The organism is Glaciibacter superstes DSM 21135 (genome assembly GCF_000421145.1).
GTDB lineage: Bacteria > Actinomycetota > Actinomycetes > Actinomycetales > Microbacteriaceae > Cryobacterium > Cryobacterium superstes.
This window is the reverse complement of the sequence record NZ_ATWH01000014.1, coordinates 26,181-46,414: the sequence shown is the minus strand read 5'-3', so window position 1 is coordinate 46,414 and position 20,234 is coordinate 26,181. Positions and strand designations below refer to the sequence as shown.

The 20,234-nt window shown below is 63.4% G+C and carries 19 protein-coding genes; 18 read left to right on the top strand and 1 reads right to left on the bottom strand.

Translation table 11 applies throughout. The features are described 5' to 3' along the window. The first annotated feature begins 65 nt into the window (after window positions 1-65). The 18 genes from K323_RS0118650 to pdxA all read left to right on the top strand — a co-directional run bounded on the left by K323_RS0118650 (window position 66) and on the right by pdxA (window position 18,643). On the top strand, window positions 66-1,094 hold the full coding sequence (locus K323_RS0118650; protein ID WP_022886780.1) for a LacI family DNA-binding transcriptional regulator: 1,029 nt from the start codon (window positions 66-68) through the stop codon (window positions 1,092-1,094). 318 nt (window positions 1,095-1,412) lie between these two features. Further along, window positions 1,413-1,889 carry a hypothetical protein gene (locus tag K323_RS0118645; RefSeq protein ID WP_157509505.1) on the top strand — a complete coding sequence of 159 codons (477 nt, stop codon included), beginning with the start codon at window positions 1,413-1,415 and terminating at the stop codon, window positions 1,887-1,889. Further along, entirely contained in the window at window positions 1,889-2,797 is a 909-nt protein-coding gene (locus K323_RS29095) for an FAS1-like dehydratase domain-containing protein (RefSeq protein WP_169515689.1), read from the top strand. The genes K323_RS0118645 and K323_RS29095 overlap by 1 nt, the downstream gene beginning before the upstream one ends. Further along, entirely contained in the window at window positions 2,794-3,225 is a 432-nt protein-coding gene (locus K323_RS29090) for a MaoC/PaaZ C-terminal domain-containing protein (RefSeq protein ID WP_022886777.1), read from the top strand. Before K323_RS29095 ends, K323_RS29090 begins: the two co-directional genes overlap by 4 nt. Next, the gene (locus tag K323_RS0118630) at window positions 3,222-4,322 is read left to right on the top strand and encodes a tartrate dehydrogenase (RefSeq protein ID WP_022886776.1); all 1,101 of its coding nucleotides are present in this window, start codon (window positions 3,222-3,224) and stop codon (window positions 4,320-4,322) included. Before K323_RS29090 ends, K323_RS0118630 begins: the two co-directional genes overlap by 4 nt. Before the next feature lie 52 nt (window positions 4,323-4,374). Next, on the top strand, window positions 4,375-5,157 hold the full coding sequence (locus K323_RS0118625) for an SDR family NAD(P)-dependent oxidoreductase (RefSeq protein WP_022886775.1): 783 nt from the start codon (window positions 4,375-4,377) through the stop codon (window positions 5,155-5,157). A 10-nt stretch (window positions 5,158-5,167) separates the two neighbouring features. Continuing rightward, entirely contained in the window at window positions 5,168-6,064 is an 897-nt protein-coding gene (locus K323_RS27235; protein WP_022886774.1) for an ABC transporter permease, read from the top strand. Continuing rightward, the gene (locus K323_RS27230) at window positions 6,048-7,529 is read left to right on the top strand and encodes an aldehyde dehydrogenase family protein (RefSeq protein ID WP_022886773.1); all 1,482 of its coding nucleotides are present in this window, start codon (window positions 6,048-6,050) and stop codon (window positions 7,527-7,529) included. The genes K323_RS27235 and K323_RS27230 overlap by 17 nt, the downstream gene beginning before the upstream one ends. Next, window positions 7,526-8,746: a CaiB/BaiF CoA transferase family protein gene (locus tag K323_RS0118610; protein ID WP_022886772.1), complete on the top strand. Its 1,221-nt coding sequence runs from the start codon at window positions 7,526-7,528 to the stop codon at window positions 8,744-8,746. Before K323_RS27230 ends, K323_RS0118610 begins: the two co-directional genes overlap by 4 nt. After that, window positions 8,743-9,795, top strand: a complete 1,053-nt coding sequence (locus K323_RS27225; RefSeq protein WP_022886771.1) for an ABC transporter ATP-binding protein — start codon at window positions 8,743-8,745, stop codon at window positions 9,793-9,795. Before K323_RS0118610 ends, K323_RS27225 begins: the two co-directional genes overlap by 4 nt. Next, entirely contained in the window at window positions 9,792-10,631 is an 840-nt protein-coding gene (locus K323_RS27220; protein WP_022886770.1) for an ABC transporter ATP-binding protein, read from the top strand. The genes K323_RS27225 and K323_RS27220 overlap by 4 nt, the downstream gene beginning before the upstream one ends. Then, window positions 10,628-11,392: an enoyl-CoA hydratase/isomerase family protein gene (locus tag K323_RS27215; protein ID WP_022886769.1), complete on the top strand. Its 765-nt coding sequence runs from the start codon at window positions 10,628-10,630 to the stop codon at window positions 11,390-11,392. The genes K323_RS27220 and K323_RS27215 overlap by 4 nt, the downstream gene beginning before the upstream one ends. A 74-nt stretch (window positions 11,393-11,466) precedes the next feature. Next, entirely contained in the window at window positions 11,467-13,062 is a 1,596-nt protein-coding gene (locus K323_RS0118590) for an ABC transporter substrate-binding protein (RefSeq protein WP_022886768.1), read from the top strand. 87 nt (window positions 13,063-13,149) lie between these two features. After that, the gene (locus tag K323_RS0118585) at window positions 13,150-13,941 is read left to right on the top strand and encodes an HpcH/HpaI aldolase family protein (RefSeq protein ID WP_022886767.1); all 792 of its coding nucleotides are present in this window, start codon (window positions 13,150-13,152) and stop codon (window positions 13,939-13,941) included. Window positions 13,942-13,955: 14 nt separating this feature from the next. Beyond that, on the top strand, window positions 13,956-14,984 hold the full coding sequence (locus K323_RS27210) for an ABC transporter permease (RefSeq protein ID WP_022886766.1): 1,029 nt from the start codon (window positions 13,956-13,958) through the stop codon (window positions 14,982-14,984). Window positions 14,985-15,026: 42 nt separating this feature from the next. Then, on the top strand, window positions 15,027-16,259 hold the full coding sequence (locus K323_RS0118575) for a CaiB/BaiF CoA transferase family protein (RefSeq protein WP_022886765.1): 1,233 nt from the start codon (window positions 15,027-15,029) through the stop codon (window positions 16,257-16,259). An 18-nt stretch (window positions 16,260-16,277) separates the two neighbouring features. Then, window positions 16,278-17,609, top strand: a complete 1,332-nt coding sequence (locus K323_RS27205) for a four-carbon acid sugar kinase family protein (protein ID WP_022886764.1) — start codon at window positions 16,278-16,280, stop codon at window positions 17,607-17,609. After that, window positions 17,606-18,643, top strand: coding sequence for a 4-hydroxythreonine-4-phosphate dehydrogenase PdxA (gene pdxA / locus K323_RS0118565; protein ID WP_022886763.1), 1,038 nt, complete (start codon window positions 17,606-17,608; stop codon window positions 18,641-18,643). Before K323_RS27205 ends, pdxA begins: the two co-directional genes overlap by 4 nt. A gap of 7 nt (window positions 18,644-18,650) precedes the next feature. Here pdxA and K323_RS0118560 read toward each other — a convergent pair whose 3' ends face one another. Continuing rightward, window positions 18,651-20,123, bottom strand: coding sequence for a rhamnulokinase (locus K323_RS0118560; protein WP_026851837.1), 1,473 nt, complete (start codon window positions 20,121-20,123; stop codon window positions 18,651-18,653). Window positions 20,124-20,234 lie beyond the last annotated feature (111 nt).

Sequence of the window (20,234 nt, the reverse complement as noted above, 5' to 3'; positions counted from 1 at the left end):
CGTTTTCAGAACAGACGTCCCGTGACCACACAGGTCAGTAGGGCGTTCGATCACAAGGGGATACCGTGGCAACGATTCGCGAAGTCGCGGACAAGGCCGGTGTTGCGCCCGCGTCGGTGACCAGGGTTCTCGGCGGGTATCCGAATGTGAGTGACGAGCTCAGGGAGCGCGTCCTTACCGCGGTCCGTGAGGTCGGCTACGAGCCCGACCTTGTTGCAGCAGGATTGCGCAGGGGATACACGAAAACGATCGGGATGATCGTCAACGACATCCTGAACCCCGTCGTCGCGCAAATGGTCGATGTGGTGGAGGATGAATTGCGGGTCGCCGGGTACGGCGTGATACTGGCCAACTCGAACGGTCAGAGCGCACACGACCTCGTGAATCTGCGGCTTTTGCATCAGAGGCGTGTTGACGGCCTCATCGCTTCCGTCGCTGACGACACGAACCCGGACCTGATCGCGACGATGGCCGGCCTGCCGATCCCTGTTGTGCTTCTCGACAGGCAGATCGAGCTTGAGAATCTCAGCGCTGTTCTCAGTGATCATCGATACTCAGCGCGCGCTCTCGCGAATCATCTGATTGATCACGGTCATCGCCAGATCGCGATCATCAGTGGCGCGACATCGGCGTATCCAAGCAGGGAGCGCGTAACCGGCGTGCTCGATGTGATGAGGGAACGCGGCCTGCCTGTGCGCCCCGAGTTCCAAGTCAGCGGTCGCGGGTCTGAGGAGTTCGCATCCCGTTCGTTGTCGTCGATCATGGATCAGCCGGAACCTCCGACTGCGATCATCATCGGGAACGGCAACACGGCCGCGCTCGTCGGAGTACTCCACGAGCTACGACGGCGCGGTGTGCAGATCGGAGTCGACATCGCGATTGCGGCGGCTGAAGATGGCCCGTTGGTTTCTCTGTACACGCCGGCCATCACTGCCGTTGAGCGCGACATCATCGATCTGGGACGTAGGGCAGCGCGAATGGTTCTCGCACAGTTGGCAAAAGACACGCTGCGCGCCCAGACAATCGTTCTTCCCACGCGACTTGTCATTCGGGAGTCGACGGACTGGACGCTGCCTGCGCCCGCGCTTCACTGAACCACGACGGAAGCGGTGACGAGGTTCTGGAAAGTACTTGCACCGCGTTGGTGTATGACCTAGCCTTGGACCTAATCTCAGGAAATGAAACAGGGCTCTAAGTGGTCTACAAATTGAAATCGGTTCCGGAGGAAGCAACGATGCTTTCGTTTTACACAGTCACTGCGCGATTCTCCTTGCTGAGCCCGGCTTCCCTGTCGTTTCGCGGGAACGATAGATCGATTCAGGCCGGTACCGCCCGCGGCAACCCTCTTTCTTTTCGATCTATTGAAATCGTTTCCCAAATCTTTTGCACTCGCGGTGCAAAAAGCGGGCACCATGAGTAGGGCGATTGTTGTCGGTGACGGCGACAACCGGTGGAGCGCGGCTGCGCCTGCAGAGCTCCGTCACCATGTGGGAGCTGTCGGTAACATTCGCACGGTCGAGCAGAGCGGTGCTCGTCTCGCACTCTTGAGGAACGCTGTGTCGCGGGCGACCGATCAATCTGCGAGCGCCGCAGCGGTTGCGCTCGCAGACATCTGTCCCGACCCGCTGGTTTTCGCCCTCGAGTCCGGCCTTCCCCGGCTGCGTCTGCTCGACCGTGTCATAGACGGCGGAAGCGACTGGGAGCTGATTGCCGCGTCGATTCCGTCCTCCCTGACCGCCGTTTCGCGGATCTCGGAGATCGTCGGGCGCACAAGTTCGGCGGGGCGCCGATTGATCCGGACGTGCTACGAGACAGAGTTCCGCAGTACTCGCGGAGTGCTCGTCGGCCGGGCGAGGGGCTTCAGCCTCGACGTGGAAGGGGCCGAATGATGCCTGACATCAAAACTGTTGACGTCGGATTCCGGTTCCCGGACCATGGACCGATCGCGGTCCAACTCGAAGACATGGTCCGGTGGGCCGCTGCGAGCGGGGACTACACGGCGTTTCACTTCGATCAGGACGAGGCGGAAGCACGGGGATTTCCGGCTCCGGTTGTGCATGGCCCCTGGAAGGCGGCCGTCCTCCGATCCCTCGTGGAGTCCTGGCTCGGTGCTGTCAACATCCCGGAGTTCTCCGTTCGCTATCTGGCTCCAGACTTCGTCGGCGATGCGATGGTTTTTGGGGGTGAGGTCGCGGCAATCGAGGCGAGTCGGCATGGAAGGCGAATTGTGCGTTGCGATCTGTGGGCGACGCGATCAGACGGCGTCAAGACGGTAACCGCAACCTGCGTCGCCACCACGGATGACGGAGCGGAAGCGGCGACGGATCTTCCCCTTCAGCGGGTGATGGACAGCGTACGACTCGGCGAACCCGCCGGTACCTTCGTCTACCGGATCGACGGGAATGACGTCGACCGCTTCGTTGACGCGATCGGAGGGCAACGCCGGACCGGGCCAGAGGCCGACATCGCCCCTGCGACTTTCTACGCGGCGCTTGATCCCGTCGAACGGCGTGACCTCGACCTCGACGGCTTCGTCCAGAATCTGCCGTTCCCGAAAATCGGTGGGGGCAATGCCTTCAACGAGGTGGAGTATCAGCGACCACTCCGGAAAGGCGACGTGATCACGGTGACTACGCGGTACACGGAAGTCTACGAAAAAGAGGGGAGCACGGGGACTCTCCTGTTCCGAGTGCGCGAGAATGAACTCCGCGATGCCGACGGCGAGCTTGTCGCAACGACCCGATGCGGGCACGTCCTGGCGTTCGACATGGCGATCGCGCGCGGGGTGACGTCGTGACCACGGCCATTGACCTTCGAATGCTCGAAGAGGGGCATGAGCTCACCCCCGCCGTGCAATTCACGACAACAGCTCAACTGGTCAGGTACGCGGGCGCGGCCAACGACTACTCCGGCATCCATTACGACCTCGGGTACGCGCATGAACGTGGTTTCCCCGATGTCATCGTCCATGGGTTCCTGAAGGCCTCCTTCCTTGCCGAACTCGCTTGTGACTGGGCGGGACCAGGAAGTTGGCTGCGTCGATTCGCCACGCGCTATCAGGGAATCGATGTCGTCGGCGCCCCCATCGTGTGCCGCGGGCGGGTGACCGGCATTCGGATCGACGAGCGTCAAGTCTCACTCGAATTGTGGACAGAGAACGCACAAGGCGCGCGGACCACGACCGCGACAGGTCAATTGCAACTGGGAGAAGAAGACCTCACATGACAGCGAGCACCCACAACACCCGCACACGCAGCTATTCGATCGCGACCCTTCCTGGCGACGGTATCGGCAACGAGGTCGTGCCGGCGGCAATCGAGATCCTCGACGTGCTCGGCACAGTCCACGGTATGGAATTCGATTGGAAGCACCAGGAATGGGGCTGTGACTATTTCCTTCGAACCGGCAAAATGATGCCGGATGACGCCCTCGAGCAGATCGCCGGAGACGATGCCATCTTCCTCGGAGCGGTCGGTGCACCAGGTGTCCCGGATCATGAGTCGCTCTGGGGAATGCTGATCCCGATTCGTCGAGCATTCGATCAATACGTGAACCTCAGGCCGGCGCGACTGCTCGCCGGGGTGCCGAGCCCGATCGTCGGGGCGAATCCGGGAGACCTCGACATGATCGTCATTCGGGAGAACGTCGAGGGCGAGTATTCGCGGATCGGGGGTCGCCTCTACGAAGGGACACCTTCAGAGCTCGTCATCCAGGAATCGATCTTCACGCGCCGCGGTGTCGAGCGAGTCATGAACTACGCATTCGCACTCGCCACGACCCGAAGCGGCAATCTCACCTCCGCCACCAAATCGAATGGAATCGTCTTCACGATGCCCTTCTGGGACGAGATCTTCGCCGAGCGGTCCGCCGCGCATCCATCCGTCGACACGCAGCAGTACCATATCGACGCGCTCGTCGCCCTGTTCGTCCTGGACCCGGGCCGATTCGATGTCGTCGTCGCTTCGAATCTCTTCGGTGACATCCTCACCGACCTGGGCGCGGCGGTCGCAGGCAGTATCGGTATCGCTCCGAGCGCGAACATCAATCCGGAACGCGACCATCCGTCGATGTTCGAGCCGGTGCACGGATCGGCTCCTGACATCGCGGGTAAGGGCATTGCCAACCCGATTGGGCAGATCTGGTCAGGAGCCCTCATGCTCGAGCACTTCGGCGAGCGTGCGGCAGCGGAACATCTGATGGAAGCGGTCGAGGCCGTGCTCGTTGCGGGAATCAAGACCCCTGACCTTGGCGGGTCGGCAACGACGGCCGACGTCACCGCTGCCTGTATTGCGCAGCTGACTGCTACGGCGTCCCGGCACTAGAGCGCGTCACCGAGATCGAGATAAACGACATCGAGAGACAAAGAGGTTTGCGATGAGATTCAACGGAGAGACCATCCTCATCACCGGCGGATCCGGTGGAATGGGTGAGACCATGGCCCGTCGGTTCGCGGGTAATGGCGCGCGCGTTGTGGTGTGTGACCTCGGGGTAGAAGCCGTCGACCGGGTGGTCGACAGCCTGGCGGCAGAGGGACATGAGGCCCTTGGAGTTGTGGCAGACACAACGGATGAGGACTCCATGGCCGCCGCAGTCACCGCCGCGATCGAACGGTTCGGTTCTCTCAATGGGCTGGTGACCGCCGCTGGAATTCGGCAGACCGCATCCGGGTTCCTCGACATCAAGCTCGAGCTCTGGAGAAAGATCCAGGAGGTCAACGTCACCGGCACGTTCATCGCCATCCGGGCCGCCGCACCTGCCCTCATCGAGAGCACAGGCGCCATCGTCACGGTCTCTTCCGTCACCGCCACCGCCGCACGGATGAACCAATCGGCTTACTGCACGAGCAAGGCGGCGGTCATGCATCTGACGAAACAAATCGCCCTTGAGCTTTCGCCCCATCGGGTCAGGGTGAACGCACTCTGCCCGGGTGTGACCGCGACACCGATGATCGATGAGGCCATCCGTACCGATGGACCAAATCTCCTGAAAGAAAAGGTCGAAGGGTCCCTCGAAGCCTTCCGCCCTGGGATTCCACTCGGACGCCTCGCCCTGCCGGAGGAACAGGCCGCCGCCGCCGAGTTCCTCCTCTCTGCAGATGCTTCATTCATCACCGGCACGGCGCTCTACGTCGATGGCGGCGTCTCGATGCTGGGCTGAGGACGAACCCATGAAGATACTCACCCGCATCGCCAGGTTCGTCTGGAACCAGAAGCTGGTCACCCTCAGCATCATCATTCTTGTCGCCGTCGTTGCCAGCGCACTCCTGGTCCACCTCATTGCCCCATTCGACCCCTATGCGCAGGATCTCGTGCTGCGCAACAAGCCACCGCTGACACCGGCGCCCGGTGGCGGCATTCACCTGCTCGGCACGGATCCACTCGGACGAGATGAGCTTGCCCGGCTCATGCTCGGGTCGCAGATCTCACTGTCCGTGAGTGTCGCGAGCGTGGTGATCTCCGGGCTTTTTGGAACGACAGTCGGCCTGATCGCCGGGTACTACCGCAACTGGTTCGACGACATCATGATGCGACTGGTCGACCTGCAGATGAGCGTGCCTTCGCTTCTGATCGCCCTCCTCGTCCTTTACGTCCTCGGTCCGAGCTTTGTGAACATCGTCCTCGTCCTCGCCGTCACCCGCTGGATGGTGTACGCGCGCGTCAGTCGCGGCCTCATGCTCGCCCTGCGTGAGGAACTTTTCGTCGAGGCGGCTCGATCGCTTGGTGCGTCGAACTTCCGGATCATCGTGCGCCATCTCCTTCCCAACCTCGCCGCTCCCATCCTGGTGCTCGCCACGTTGGAGCTGGCAGTCATGATGCTTACCGAAGCGTCGCTGAGTTTCCTCGGCCTTGGCATCCAACCGCCGGAGTCCTCCTGGGGGCTGATGCTCGCGGAAGGCCGCGAATACCTGACCAGCGCGCCATGGCTGGTGGCCGTCCCCGGTATCGCCATACTGCTCACCACCCTGAGTGTCAACATCATCGCCACCTGGTTCCGTGCCAGGACGGCGAGCACGAGCGCCGTTCGTGGCGGAGAGGAGAAGATCACCAGTGAAGTCGAAATCTGAATCATCCCCCCAGCAGCGCCGGGACGTCGCCGTCGGTGCCCTGTCGACCAACCTGACGCAGTACCCCGCACATCCGCGCGTCGACGTCGTTGATCCGTTCACCGGCCAGGTGATCGCACAGGTTGCCCAATGCGGAGCCGCCGAAGTTGACCTCGCGTGCCGCACTGCGCAGGCGGCATTCGATCGTGGCCTGCCGCAATTCGAACGCGCGCTGATTCTGGACAGGCTCGCGCAGCTCCTCGTCGCCAACACTGACCGTCTGGCAACCGTGATCACACTTGAAACCGGAAAAGTGCTGAAGGATGCTCGAGGCGAGGTCGGACGCGCGGTGGAGACGGCACGCTTCTCGGCAGCCGAGGCCCGCACGCTCTCCGGCGAAGTGGTGGCAACGGAGGCGACACCGACCGGCGTGGGGAAGATCGGCATCGTCTTCCATGTGCCTCTCGGTGTCGTCGCCGCGATCACACCATTCAACTTCCCTCTCAACACGGTCCTCCACAAGATCGCTCCAGCGATCGCCGCCGGGTGCAGCGTGGTTCTGAAACCAGCACACCAGACCCCACTCAGCGCGTTCCTGCTCAAGGAACTGCTCGTTGAAGCGGGGATGCCACAGGACTGGTTGACCATCGTCACCGATGATGGAACGAGTGCCGGTCCGGCGTTGGTTGACCATCCCATCCCCAAGCTCATCACCTTCACCGGCAGCACGGGGGTCGGCTGGGGTATCGCCCAGAAGGCCTTCAGGAAGCGCGTGGCGCTGGAACTCGGCTCGAACGCACCGGTCATCATCGAACGGGATGCCGATGTGGACGACGCTACGACGAAGATCACGAGAGCCGCGTATTCCCTGTCCGGCCAGAGTTGTATCTCGGTTCAGCGTGTCCTGGTGCATTCCTCGCTGCATGCTGCAGTCCTTGACGCGCTGGCGCAGAAAGCGGATGCCCTCGTTGTGGGCGACCCGCTTGCCGAGGAATCCGACCTCGGTCCCCTGATCCTTCCGGCTGCAACACAACGCGTGAAGGAATGGATCGACGAGGCAGAAGTCGCGGGTGGGCGCATCATCGCCGGTGGAATGATGACCGAGGGGTGCCTCCGTCCCACTGTCGTCGACGGTGCTCCCCTCGGGACCAGGCTGCGGGAAGCCGAAGCGTTCGGCCCGGTCCTCACCGTCATTCCATACGAGACATTCGATGAGGCGATCGCCGTGGCGAATGAGACGGTGTACGGGCTGCAAGCCGGCATCTTCACCCGCGACCTCGACCTGGCCATGCGTGCGTCGAGAGAACTGGAGTTCGGCGGCATCCTGATCAACGATATTCCGACGACGCGCCTCGATCAGCAGCCATATGGCGGCCTCGGTGAATCAGGCAACACCAGGGAAGGCCCAGGCTTCGCCGTGCGGGAGATGACGGAACTACGCTTCGTCTCGTTCCAGGCGAGCTCCGCGGAAGGAGCAGGCAAATGAGCTCTGGAGCACTTGCCGGGATCGTCGTCCTGGATTTCACCGAACGCGTGCAGGGGCCGTATGCCACGCAGATGCTCGGCGACCTGGGCGCGGACGTCATCAAGATCGAACGAGAACGGGCGCTGACGCCAGATGGCCGTGCCGATGAGCGCTATGCAGACGAGGAGGAAGGCCGTCCTGGCACGCTGTACCGTGCGACGTTCCTCGCGAACAACCGCAACAAGCGCTCCGTCGCCCTCGATCTGAAGACGGCGCGGGGAATCGAGGTCGCCAGGTCCCTGGCTGCGAAAGCCGACGTTGTCTACGAGAATTTCCGGCCTGGTGTGATGGACCGCCTCGGCCTGGGATATGCGGACTGTGTCCAGCTCAATCCGGAAATCATCTATGTCTCCGCGTCCGGGTATGGCGCAGAAGGCCCATACGCGGACAAGCCCGGACAAGACGTCCTCGTTCAGGCCATAGCGGGAATGGGCGCGATGAACGAGTCGGCATCGGGGCGACCGACACCGATCGGAATGTCCATCACCGATGTCCTCGGCGGGATCAATGGTGCGGCGGCGGTTCTTGCCGCACTTGTGCACCGCGAGCGCACAGGAGAAGGGCAGCAGGTAGCCGTCGACCTGCTCGGAAGCGCGCTCGCCGCGCTTGGTGAACACGCGGTGCATCTGCTCAACAACAACGTGGGAGAACCGGTCAGGGGCACGGTCATGCACGGACACGGTTACATCCCTCCGCCGTACGGGTTCTATGCCACCGCCGATGGATACATCGCGCTGTCCAGCGGGAGGGACATCCCTGGACTGTGTGAACTGATCGGCCTTCCGGATCTCACCGTTGATCCACGGTTCGAAAGCTTCGACAAGCGCAACGCCAACCGCGCGGAGATGGAGGAGCTGCTTGAGTCCGCGCTCAAGGCGCGGTCGACACAGGAGTGGCTCGACATCCTCGAACCGGCTGACATCTTCGTTGCCAGGGTGAATTCGCTTGGGGAGGCACTCGACGACCCGCAGGTGCGGGCTACAGGGCGCGTGCAGACTCTTGATGCGCCGGACGGGCCGCTTCACCTGATCGCCCCTCCCACTCGGTTCTCCCGGACCCCCGCACTCATCCGGACCGTTCCACCCCGTCACGGCGAACACACCATGGACGTCCTAGCCGAACTCGGGTTGGCGCTTGATTACCTCTCACCCCGTAAACCGGAAGGAGTCACAGCGTGAGTAGCGTACAGAAGCTCGCGGCCGCCGGCGAAGCAGGCGGCCAGTCACTCCCCGACGTCTCCCGGCCGCTGCTGGAAGTACGCGATCTGACCGTTTCCTTCAACGCACCGCACGGCCTTGTGAAGGCCGTGAACGGTGTGAGCTTCAGCGTCTCTCCGCGCGAACGCGTCGGAATCGTCGGCGAGTCAGGTTCAGGAAAGTCCGTGACGGCGCAGGCGCTGCTCGGACTGCTCCCCACCGCAACGGTCACCGGGCAGATCCTCTTCGACGGTCGTGACATCCTGTCCATGCCGAAGAGCGACCTGCGGGCCCTCCGCGGCTGGGACATCTCCTATATCTTTCAGGATCCGCTGTCTGCGCTTGACCCGGTGCGGACGATCGGCGACCAGATCAGCCAGCCACTCCGGCTCAGAGGCGTGCATCAGAAGGAGGCAAAGACGCGGGCCATCCAAATGCTCGCCAAGGTCGGAATCCGCGAACCCGCCAGACGCTACAAGGACTATCCGCACCAGTTCTCCGGGGGGATGAGGCAGCGGGTGATGATCGCCATGGCCCTGATCGGGGAACCGCGCCTCGTCATCGCCGATGAGCCCACAACCGCACTCGACGTTCGCGTGCAGGCGCAGGTCATCGACCTCTTGTACTCGCTCACCGAGGAACAAGGGACAGCGGTGGTATTCATCACCCACGACCTCGGAATCCTGGCCGGATTCGCTGACCGCATGATGGTGATGTACGCCGGTCGGGTGATGGAGGCTGCGGAGACTGACGAGCTCTACTATCGCTCGATCAATCCATACACGCTCGGCCTTCTCCAATCGCTTCCGCGAATCGACGGTCCGATCCCACTGACGCTGACTGCGATCGGCGGCCGCCCGCCGTCGCCGTCGAACCTGCCAGGCGGATGCTCGTTCCATCCGAGATGCCGTTACGCACAGGACATCTGTACTGCTGAGAGACCGCCACTGGAGACCCCAGAGAACGGAACCCACCCGAGCGCCTGTCACTTTGCGAACTGGCTTACCGAAGAACCCGGAGTGCTGAGATGACCGACAATCTGCTCGAGGTCGAAGGGCTCGTTCGCGAATTTGCCGTTCGGGGTCGCCACCAGAACGTCAAGGCCGTCGATGACGTCAGCTTCACGATCGCGCGTGGCGAGGCACTTGGCCTTGTCGGCGAGTCGGGGTCGGGCAAATCCACGACGGCGCGATGTGTACTTCGGCTCATCGAGCCGACGAGTGGGACCGTCAGGCTGAACGGAGTAGACATCACCTCCCTCAGGGGGAGGGAGCTTCGCGAGTTCAGGGCGAAAGCTCAGCTGGTTTTCCAGGACCCGTACTCCTCATTGAATCCACGAATGCGTGTCGAGGAGATCATCGCGGAAGGCATCCGTATCCATCGGCCGCGAGTGAAGGATGCCGAGGTGCGCGACGAGATCGTCGCGCTACTTGAGGTGGTCGGCCTTCGCCCTGATCACCTCACCCGGAAGCCCGCGGCGTTCTCCGGCGGCGAGCGCCAGCGCATCGGGATCGCGCGTGCACTCGCGGTGAATCCCGAATTGCTGGTGTGCGACGAGCCGGTTGCTTCGCTTGACGTGTCGATTCAGGCACAGATATTGAACCTCTTTCAGGATCTCAAGGCACGACTCGGCCTCACACTGCTGTACATCGCGCACGATCTGGCGACGGTACGCCACCTCTGCGATCGCGTCGCGGTGATGGAGCAGGGTCAGATCCGCGAGATCGGAACCAGGGACCAGCTCTACAACGATCCGCAGGCTGCGTACACGAAGGCGCTCATGGCGGCCGTCCCGCGGCCTGACCCGATCGAGGAGCGGCGAAAACTTGCTGCGCGCCGCGCGGCACTGACTGGAGCGACCCCATGAGTGACTACCGCACGATTTCCGTCGCGATCGATGAGCGCGTCGCAACTCTGACCCTGCAGCGCCCAGACGTGCTGAACGCACTCGACTCCGAGACTCATCGGGCAATCGCCAGTGCCATCGGCATGCTCGAGGGGGATGACTCGGTGGGCGCCATCGTGCTGGCAGGTGCCGGCAAGGCTTTCTGCTCCGGCTCTGATCTCCGGGAGATCGGCCAGATATCCGGACGCGCCGAGCAAGAGTACGTTGCGCTGGACTTCGCGACGAAGAACCGGATTGCGACCTGCACCAAGCCGGTGATCGCTGCAGTGCATGGTCACTGTGTCGGCGGGGGTGTCGAACTCGCACTCGCGTGCGACCTGAGAATCGCCGCCACTGATGCGCTCTTCTCGATGCCGGAGGTCAGCTTGGGAAGCCTGCCGGGTTCCGGCGGGCTGCAGCGGCTGCCGCGGGTCGTTGGTGTCGGAATCGCAACAGAGTGGATCCTCACCGGACGACGGGTCGCGGCCGAAGAGGCATACCTCAGAGGACTCGTCAACCTGGTCGTTCAGCCGGATGACCTCATCAGCGCCGCCCAGAAGCTTGCGCGGGAGCTGGCCGGGAAGAGTCCCCTCGCCTTGCGCCTGGCCAAGGTCGCACTCACCCCTGAGCCGATCGCCGATCGCGGTATCGTCGCGGTCTTCCAGATGCTCGCCGGTGACGCCAGCCACGCCCAACCCTCGTATTCGAAAGCAACCGAACGATTTGCACAGACATCTGTATGACAGGCGAACGCAGTAATACACCACGTGACCCGGCCAGAGATGACCGGATCGCACCGAGAGAAGAGAGCAAAGTGATGAATCGAATAACGGCAAAGAAGCCGCATGCCGGCATCCGTCGAACGCGGGTCGGGGTGATGGCCGTTCTGGCCGTCGCCGCGATGGCGCTCAGCGCTTGTACCGGTGGCGGCACGGCAACATCGGGTGACTCTGGTTCAGAAATCACCCTGGCACTGGGAGAGGAACCCCGTTCGCTCGCCAGTTGGAACGCCTACTCGAATGACGGGCATCCGATCCTGAGGAACGTGGGCGAGGCGCTGCTCAATCGTGACCCTGACTCCAACGAGCTCGTTCCAGAGCTCGCGCTCTCCTGGGAGCAGGTCGACGATCTCAACTGGCAGTTCACGCTGCGTGAAGGGGTGAAGTTCCAGGACGGCACTGACTTCAACGCTGAGGCCGCCGCCGACGCCCTGAACTACGTACTCGATCCGGAGAATGCGTTCCCGATGCGCACCTTCCTTGGGCCGAACGTGACGGCCAGCGCTGTCGACGAGTTCACCCTCAACGTGGCGACGGAATCGACTGACCCGATCCTTCCGACACGCCTGTATTTCGTCACGATCCCGTCGCCCACTCAGATCGAGGAGGATCCGGAGGCCTATGAGACGCATCCGATCGGCACAGGGCCGTACCAGTTCGTGTCGTGGGAGCGAGGGCAGAACATCGTCCTTGAGGCATACCCAGACTGGTGGGGAATCGACTCGGACGACGCGAACGGCGCACAGAACGTCACAAAGGCGACGTACGTCTTCCGCCCGGAGACCGAGGTTCGCTCCTCAATGGTCAGCACGGGAGAAGCAGACTTCGCCAACCGGCTCACCTCGGACCAGTGTGAGCAGGCGCCGAAATGTGAGGCCACTCCGACTGTCGAGACAATCATCCTCCGCCTGGACACGCCGAACCCCACGCTCGCAGACCATCGCATCCGCGAGGCGATCGCCCTGTCGTTCGACAAGAGCCAGATCATGAACGATATCGGTGGCGGCGGTGAAACCCGCGGTCAGATCGTTGGCCCCGGCGCTACCGGCTACGCAGACCTCGAGCCGTACCCGTATGACATCGAAAAGGCCAAGTCCCTTGTTGAAGAGGCAGCCGCCGATGGTATCGACGTGACGGTCCCGCTTCACGTGAATGCACGCGATGGGTACATCCTTCGCGCGAACGAGATGGTGCAGGTCATCGCAGAGGGACTCAAGGCGATCGGACTCACCGGCGCCACGTCCGGAGTGTTCGAGACGGCCGCGTTCGAAGAACAGTGGACGATCGGCTACCCGAACATTCCGGCCGATCGCGGACTCATCGGCCTCCAGCAGCACGGCAACGAGCTGATGGACTACTCGGGCAGCATCAATGGGTACTACAGCTGCGAAGGCCAGACCTCCGCCTACTGTGACCCGACCCTGGAAACGATGTACGCGGAAGCCACGACCGCTAGCGGAGATGATCGCCAAGAGAAGCTCGCCGCCATTGCGGAGTACGTCTACGAGACGATTCCTGTTGTTCCGATCGGTCAGCCGAGCTTCAACTTCGGCATGGCAGAGAGCATCGACTGGACGCCAAGGACCGATGGTCTGATCCTGCTCAAGGAGATGACGCTCTCCGACGCCTCGTAACCCGACCAGCGGCCTGCCAGGTGGTGTGAGCCACCTGGCAGGCCGCCCCAACCGATACATCACACTTCACACCGACGAGGAGTCGACATGACATTCACCAATCCGCTGCTTGAAGCCTGGAAGAACGGCAAAACGACCCTCGGTGGGTGGTGCACGCTGCCCGGCTCTCTGGCCGCCGAGATCATCGGTCGCCAGGAACTCGACTACGTCTGCATCGATCAACAGCACGGCATGATCGATGACTCGACCGCATTCCCCATGCTGCAGGGCATCACCGCCGCAGGCGGAATCGGAATCGTGCGCGTGCGTTGGAACGAGCCGGCCGCGATCATGTCTGCGCTCGACGCAGGAGCGTTCGGGGTCGTCGTCCCGATGATCGAGACGCCGGAGGACGCCGCCGCCGCTGTGCGCGCCTGTCGGTACCCGCCTCGCGGGCAGCGTTCGTACGGACCGATCAGGGTGCGCGATGTCTTCGATAGCACCGATCCGGATGTCCTCGACAATGTGGCGTGCATCGTGATGCTGGAGACGGCGGAGGCGCTCGAGCGCCTCGATGAGATCGTTTCCGTCCCCGGTGTCGACGGCATCTACATCGGACCGAGCGATCTGGCGCTGGCCCTGGGCGAGAAGCCGGGTACAACATCGCCTGTCCTCGAGGAAGCGATCGGAAAGATCGTCGACTCGTGCCGCAAACACGGCGTCGCCGTCGGAATCCATACCGGGTCAGGGGATGTCGCTCGCGGGTACCGGGAACGGGGATTCGACTTCGTCACGGTGTTCTCCGACGCCGGTCTGCTGGCCTGGGCCGTCCGCCAGCAACTCGACGCTGCGCTCGCCGGAGCTGCGCCAGCGGCCGGTGACGCCCCCACCGTCTACTGACAGGAGCACTTTCCATGTTGGGCAAGTACATAGCAAAGCGTCTTGCGCACGCCGTTCTCGTTCTGCTGGCCGTACTGGTTCTGGTCTGGTTCGTCGTGAACCAGATCGGCGACCCGGCCAGGCTCATCCTGCCACCGTCTGCGAGCCATCAGCTCTACCTCGACACGCGTGCGGCGATGGGTCTGGACCAGCCCCTCCTGGTTCAGTTCTGGAACTCGTTCTCCGGCTGGATCGTCGGTGACTTCGGCAACTCGGTGTGGCAGAACGTCCCTGCGCTTCCCCTGGTGCTCGGGCGGCTGCCTGCCACGCTGTTGCTCACGGCGTGCACCCTGGCGATTGCGGTTCCGATCGCCCTCGCGCTTGGTGTGCTTTCCGCTCTCTACCCAACCAGCATCCTCGACCGTGTTCTCACGACGATCTCGCTTGCCGGTGTATCGATCGCCGATTTCTGGCTCGGGCTGATGCTCATCCTGTTTTTCGGCGTTCAGCTTGGCGTGCTCCCCACCTCGGGGTACGGCGGTCTGGAGTACGCGATCCTCCCGGCGGCGACCCTGGCGTTCAGGCCTATCGGCCGGCTTGCGCAGGTCGCCAGGTCGACACTCGTTGAGGAGATGCAGAAGCCGTACATTGTCACTCTTCGTGCCCAGGGAATGTCGGAAGCGAAGATTGTGCGTCGTCACGCTCTCAAGAACAGCCTTATCCCGATCATCACGGTTGGCGGCGATGAGCTCGCGTCGTTCCTGAACGGGGCCGTCGTCATCGAGACGATCTTCGCCTGGCCGGGTGTCGGCGCCCTGTTCATTCAGGCGATCGAGCGGCGGGATCTGCCGCTGGTATTGGCATGCGTCTTCGTGATTGCGACGATGGTCATCATCGTCAACCTGCTGATCGACCTCGCGTACGCCTGGATAGATCCGCGCGCATCGCTCGTCGGAGGAGCATCCGCCCGCCGTAACCGCCGGATGTTGCGGCGTACTGCTCGGCCGTTCCCGCCGAAGACCGAGTCGGTCAGGACACTCGGGCTCGGCAAGTCGGCACGATGACCCACCGACCACCATCACTGCGACGAAAGGAATCAGGACACCATGACCAACCCCGGACCGCTGAGCGGAATCCGTATCCTCGACTTCACGGAAAGGATGCAGGGGCCGTACGCCACGCAGATGCTCGCCGACATGGGCGCGGACGTGATCAAAGTGGAACGGCGCAATTCCCTGACCCCGGATGGCCGTCCTGACGACCGCTATGGCGAGAACGGCCGGTACGGCAAGGATCATGAGGACTCCAAATCGTACTCTGCGGGTTTTCTCGCCTCCAACCGCAATAAGCGCAGCATCACGATCGACCTCAAATCACCTGAGGGGCTCGCCGTCGTGGAGCGCCTGCTTCCAACGTGCGATGTCGTCTACGAGAACTTCCGCCCAGGGGTTATGGAACGGCTGGGGGTGGGTTACGAACGATGCGAAGAGCTCAGCCCTGGCATTGTGTACGCGTCGGCAACCGGATACGGGCCAGACGGGCCGTATGTGAAGAAGCCGGGCCAGGACGTGCTTGTCGAAGCGCTTACGGGCTGGGGGAGGATCAATGGCGATGCAGAGGCGCGGCCTGTCCCGGTCGGCACGGCGATCGCCGATACTTTCGGGGCGATGAATGGCGCCTTCGCCGTAGCATCCGCCCTCTATCACCGGGCCATGACCGGAGAAGGCCAGCATGTGCGCGTCTGTCTCTTCGACAGCGCCCTTGCCGCACTGGCCGAGTGGGGCCTGCACTATATGAACACCGACGTGGGGGAGCCTGTACGCAGACCTGCCACTCACGCGAGCCCATACAGCCCGCCGCCCTACGGCTTCTACCAGACCAAGGACGGTCATATTGCGTTGTCGAGCGGGCGGCAGATCGCAACGTTGTCGCGAATCCTCGACATCGACGACCTGAGCGTCGACGAACGCTTCTCGACCTACTGGCCGCGCTTGGAGAACCGGGAACTGTTCAGCAGGATCATCGAGGACGCCCTCTCGAAGCGGACAACGGCCGAATGGGTTGACCTCATGGAGGCGGAGGACATGTACGTTGCGCCGGTGAACACTTTCGCTCAGGCGTTCGCCGATCCGCAAGCACTCCACAACGAGATGATCGTCGAATTGCCGACCCCGATCGGGCCGATGAAGTTCTTCGGCGTGCCGTACAAACTCGACAAGACCCCTGCGACCCTGCGGAGTGCGCCACCGTTGCACGGAGAGCACACGGATGAGGTTCTCAGGGAAGCGGGTTACAGCGATACCGAGATCGCTGGTTTGCACGAGCGGCAGGCGGTGTAGGCCCGGTCAGGGCACCTGATGCGAAGCAACCACGGGCCAGACGTCGTTGGCGTCGTCGCCGACGACCTCACCGGCGCAAACGATTCTGCCGTGCATCTGGCGGCCGCAGGATGGCGGGTTCGGATTGCGCTTGGTGACTGGCTGCCCGACCTGAGCGAAAAGCGCTCTGCTCTGGCCGTCGTGAGCGACGCCAGAGCCCTGGACGCGCACGCGGCACGTTCCAGGACCTCGTCGGCAGTCGACGTGGTAACCGCGTTCGGTGCTGATCGCCTGTTCCTCAAGATTGACTCGACGATGCGGGGATCTGTGGCCGACCAGATCATCGGCGCTCTCGATGCCTGGGGTGCGCATCATCGGGGTGCCTTCGCTCTCATCTGCCCCGCTTATCCGTCAATGGGGCGGTTGGTCAGAGGGGGACGGCTCCTTGTCGACGGGGTAGGAGTGGAAACGACTCAGGCTGGGCGGGATCCGGTTACTCCGGTGGATTCCGACCGCTTAGGGGACTTGATTCCCGGCAGCACGAGCATCACGCTGGGGCGCGGAACCACACCCGAGCATGTGGAACAGGTGGAGCGCGCACTCCGAGCCGGGCGCACAATCGTTGTTGATGCCGCGGCAGACGAGGATCTTGCTGCCCTCGCTCGACTCGTGGATGCCTGCGGGCCGAGGGCGATTCCGGTGGGTTCTGCAGGGCTCGCCAGGGCACTGGCGCGAGTGTGGCCTGGTGTCGAGGGGCGCGACCATACCGCGCGCGCAACTCATGGTGTAGCAGTCGGCTGCGTACTGGTCGTCGTCAGTTCCCTGCATGAGGCTTCACGGATTCAGTACAGGTCGCTGGTCAATTCCCTGCCTGCCGGTTCCGTATCGGTCCTTGAGCCACCGCTCGACATTGTGCTCGATGACGACGCAATCGCCCCCTGGATCGAACGGAAGCTGGCTGAACAGCCGTCCCGGGCATCCGTCATCATCGTTGTTGCTCCCCTTCTGCAATCGTCCTCTGCCAGGGGGCACGAAACGGATGATGGTGCCCCGATTTCAGGGAGAGTGGCGGATGGGCTGGCCGAAGCGGCAGCCTCCGTCTTTGGTATTTCGCGCGTCGCGGCAATGGTGCTGGTGGGCGGCGAGGGCGCACGCGCAGTACTGGGCAGACTCGGTGCCCGTTCCATCCTGGTCCGTGAATCGATCAGAGAGGGTCTCCCTGTCGGCGTCGTAGAGGGCGGCGGGGCGGACGGCATCACCGTCGTCACGAAATCCGGTGGTTTCGGAGCATCGGAGATCCTTGCCGGGATCGTCCCCGAACTGATTTCCGGCTCGGTCGACCCATCACCATTAACAAGGAGAAACACATGAAACGCCCGAAACTCGCCGTCACACTCGGGGATGTGGCCGGAATCGGTCCGGAGATCATGGCGAAGTCACTGCTGTGGCACGATGACCTGCGCGCCACCTGTGTTCCCGTCGTGATCGGTGACGAAGCGGCCCTTCGGCGTGGTGTCGCCGATGTGGGCGGTGACCCGTCTGCAGTCAGGGTGATCGGGTCCGTGGTGGAAGCCAGGAATGAACCGGGCACGATCGACCTCATCCAGACAGGACCCTCGCTCCGAGACGTTCGGATCGGAGAACTGAGCGCAGCAGCCGGCGACGGGTCGTACCGCTTCGTGGTGGAAGCGTGCCGACTGGCTCGCGCGGGTGAAGTGGACGGGATTGTCACAGCCCCGCTGAACAAGGCGGCAATGCACGCGGGTGGACACACCTGGCCCGGACACACAGAGCTGCTTGCGCACGAGTTCGGGGTCAGGGACTTCTCACTGGTCCTCTCCGCCGGAGACCTCTATTTCTTCCACCTGACGACGCACGTCTCGATGCGGAGGGCCATCGAGGACATCACGTTCGAGCGGACCCGCCTGGTGCTCGACCTCGCGGGCGCATTCGCCAAGTCGATGGGGAAGCCGGACGAGTTGATCGGTCTGGCCGGGCTGAATCCGCACGCGGGCGAGAATCGGTTGTTCGGTACGGAGGACGCCGACATCCTCGCGCCTGCCGTGGCTGCAGCGCGAGCCAGCGGGCTCAATGTTGTTGGACCACTGCCTGGCGACGCGCTTATTCCCGCCGCGGTGCGCGGCAAGTACAACCTGGTTGTCGTGTGTTATCACGACCAGGGTCATGCGCCGTTCAAGGCTGTGTATGGCGATGACGGGGTCAACATCACCGTCGGGTTGCCGGTCGTCAGAGTGTCTGTCGACCACGGGACCGCGTTCGACATCGCAGGGACTGGGATTGCGCGGGAGGCGAGCCTGGTTCTCGCAATGGAGCGCGCAGCACAGCTCGCCCCTGGCTGGGACCACGTGTGGCGAACGGCCCAGTCCGCTCGGAAAGCGGGCTGACGCCCGATCAGGCAGCCTGCGGCTCGTAGCGGCGGGGCGAGAACGCCTGGGCCACAAGCGCACGCAGAGCTTCAAGGTCACCGGACACAAAACCTTGGGCCCGCGCCTGCACAAGAACGTTTCCGATGGCGGTCGCCTCGACAGGGCCGGCAAGCACGGGCAGGCCGGTGCGATCGGCAGTCAACTGGCAGAGCAACTCGTTCTGCGACCCACCACCGACGATATGCACGGTATCGACGCGTCGTCCCGAGAGTTCTGCAGCAGTCTGCACGGCGCGAGCGAAGGCATCCGCGAGGCTCTCAATGATGCTGCGCACGAACTCGGCACGGGTTGTCGGTGCAGGCAACCCGTGCGACGAGTGCCAGTTTGCGATGCGCGTGGGCATGTCGCCCGGCGCAAGGAATTCGGGGTCGTCGACATCGAACACCGTGACCGGCGTCGTGACAGCTGCAGCCTGCCCGAGCAGGGTTGGCAGATCGATGCTCTCGCCGCCCTGCTCCCAGGTGCGCACCGACTCGCTGAGCAGCCAGAGTCCCATGACGTTGTGCAGAAAACGGATGCGGCCGTCGACTCCGCCTTCGTTGGTGAAGTTCGCGCGGCGGCTGGCCTCGGTGAGCACCGGGCGCTCCAGCTCAACCCCCACCAGCCCCCAGGTGCCGCACGAGATGTAGGCGGCGCCCTCACTCCGCATGGGCACGGCGACGACAGCGGATGCGGTGTCGTGCGATCCGACGGCAATCACGTCGAGCGAGCGCCCGGCTCTGTGAGCGCCGCCAATCGACTCGGCAACGGAGGGGAGCAGGCTTCCCACACTGGTGCCGGCATCGATCAATGCTGGAAAGAGGTGGCGAGGGAATCCGAGCCGCTCGATGAGTGCGTCGTCCCACCGGGCTTCACTCGTCGAACTGTCGTCCTCCGAGACCCGAAGAAGCCCGGTCGTCGACGCATTAGTGCGCTCGGCGAACCGCTCTCCTGTGAGCCAGAAGTTCAGGAGGTCGGGAATGAGCAGCATGGTGTCTGCGCCCTCGAGTGAATCGGCGAGACGCTCGGCGGAGAGCTGGTAGAGCGTGTTGAAGGGCAGAAACTGCAGGCCGTTGGCGGCATACAGCTCTTCAGGACCAACGACCGCGTGGGTGGCTTCAACGCCCGCCGCCGTGCGCTCGTCACGATAGTGAAACGGGTTGCCGAGCATCCGTTGCCCGGCAAGGAGCGCGTAGTCGACGGCCCAGGAGTCCACGCCGATGCTCGAGACTCCCGGTTCGTCGCGCAGGGCGGCGCCCAGGCCGCTGACGGCATTGCGGTAGAGGTCGAGCACGTTCCAGTGCAGTCCGTCGATCGTGCGCACCGGCGTGTTCGGAAACCGCGCCACCGGGCGCAGCTGCAGTTCGTTGTGCCCGACGTGGCCGAGCATCACGCGCCCGCTGGTCGCGCCCAGGTCGACGGCTGCGACGATGCCGCTGGAGCTCCTGCCGCCGCTCATGCTGTGGCCACCGCTGCCGCTGCCGCGTGGGTGTTCGATGGGGGCACGCTGGCGGCTCGTCGCGCGCCGAGTGTCGCCGTTTGCGCCGGGAGTCGCCGCTCTGCCGGCGAT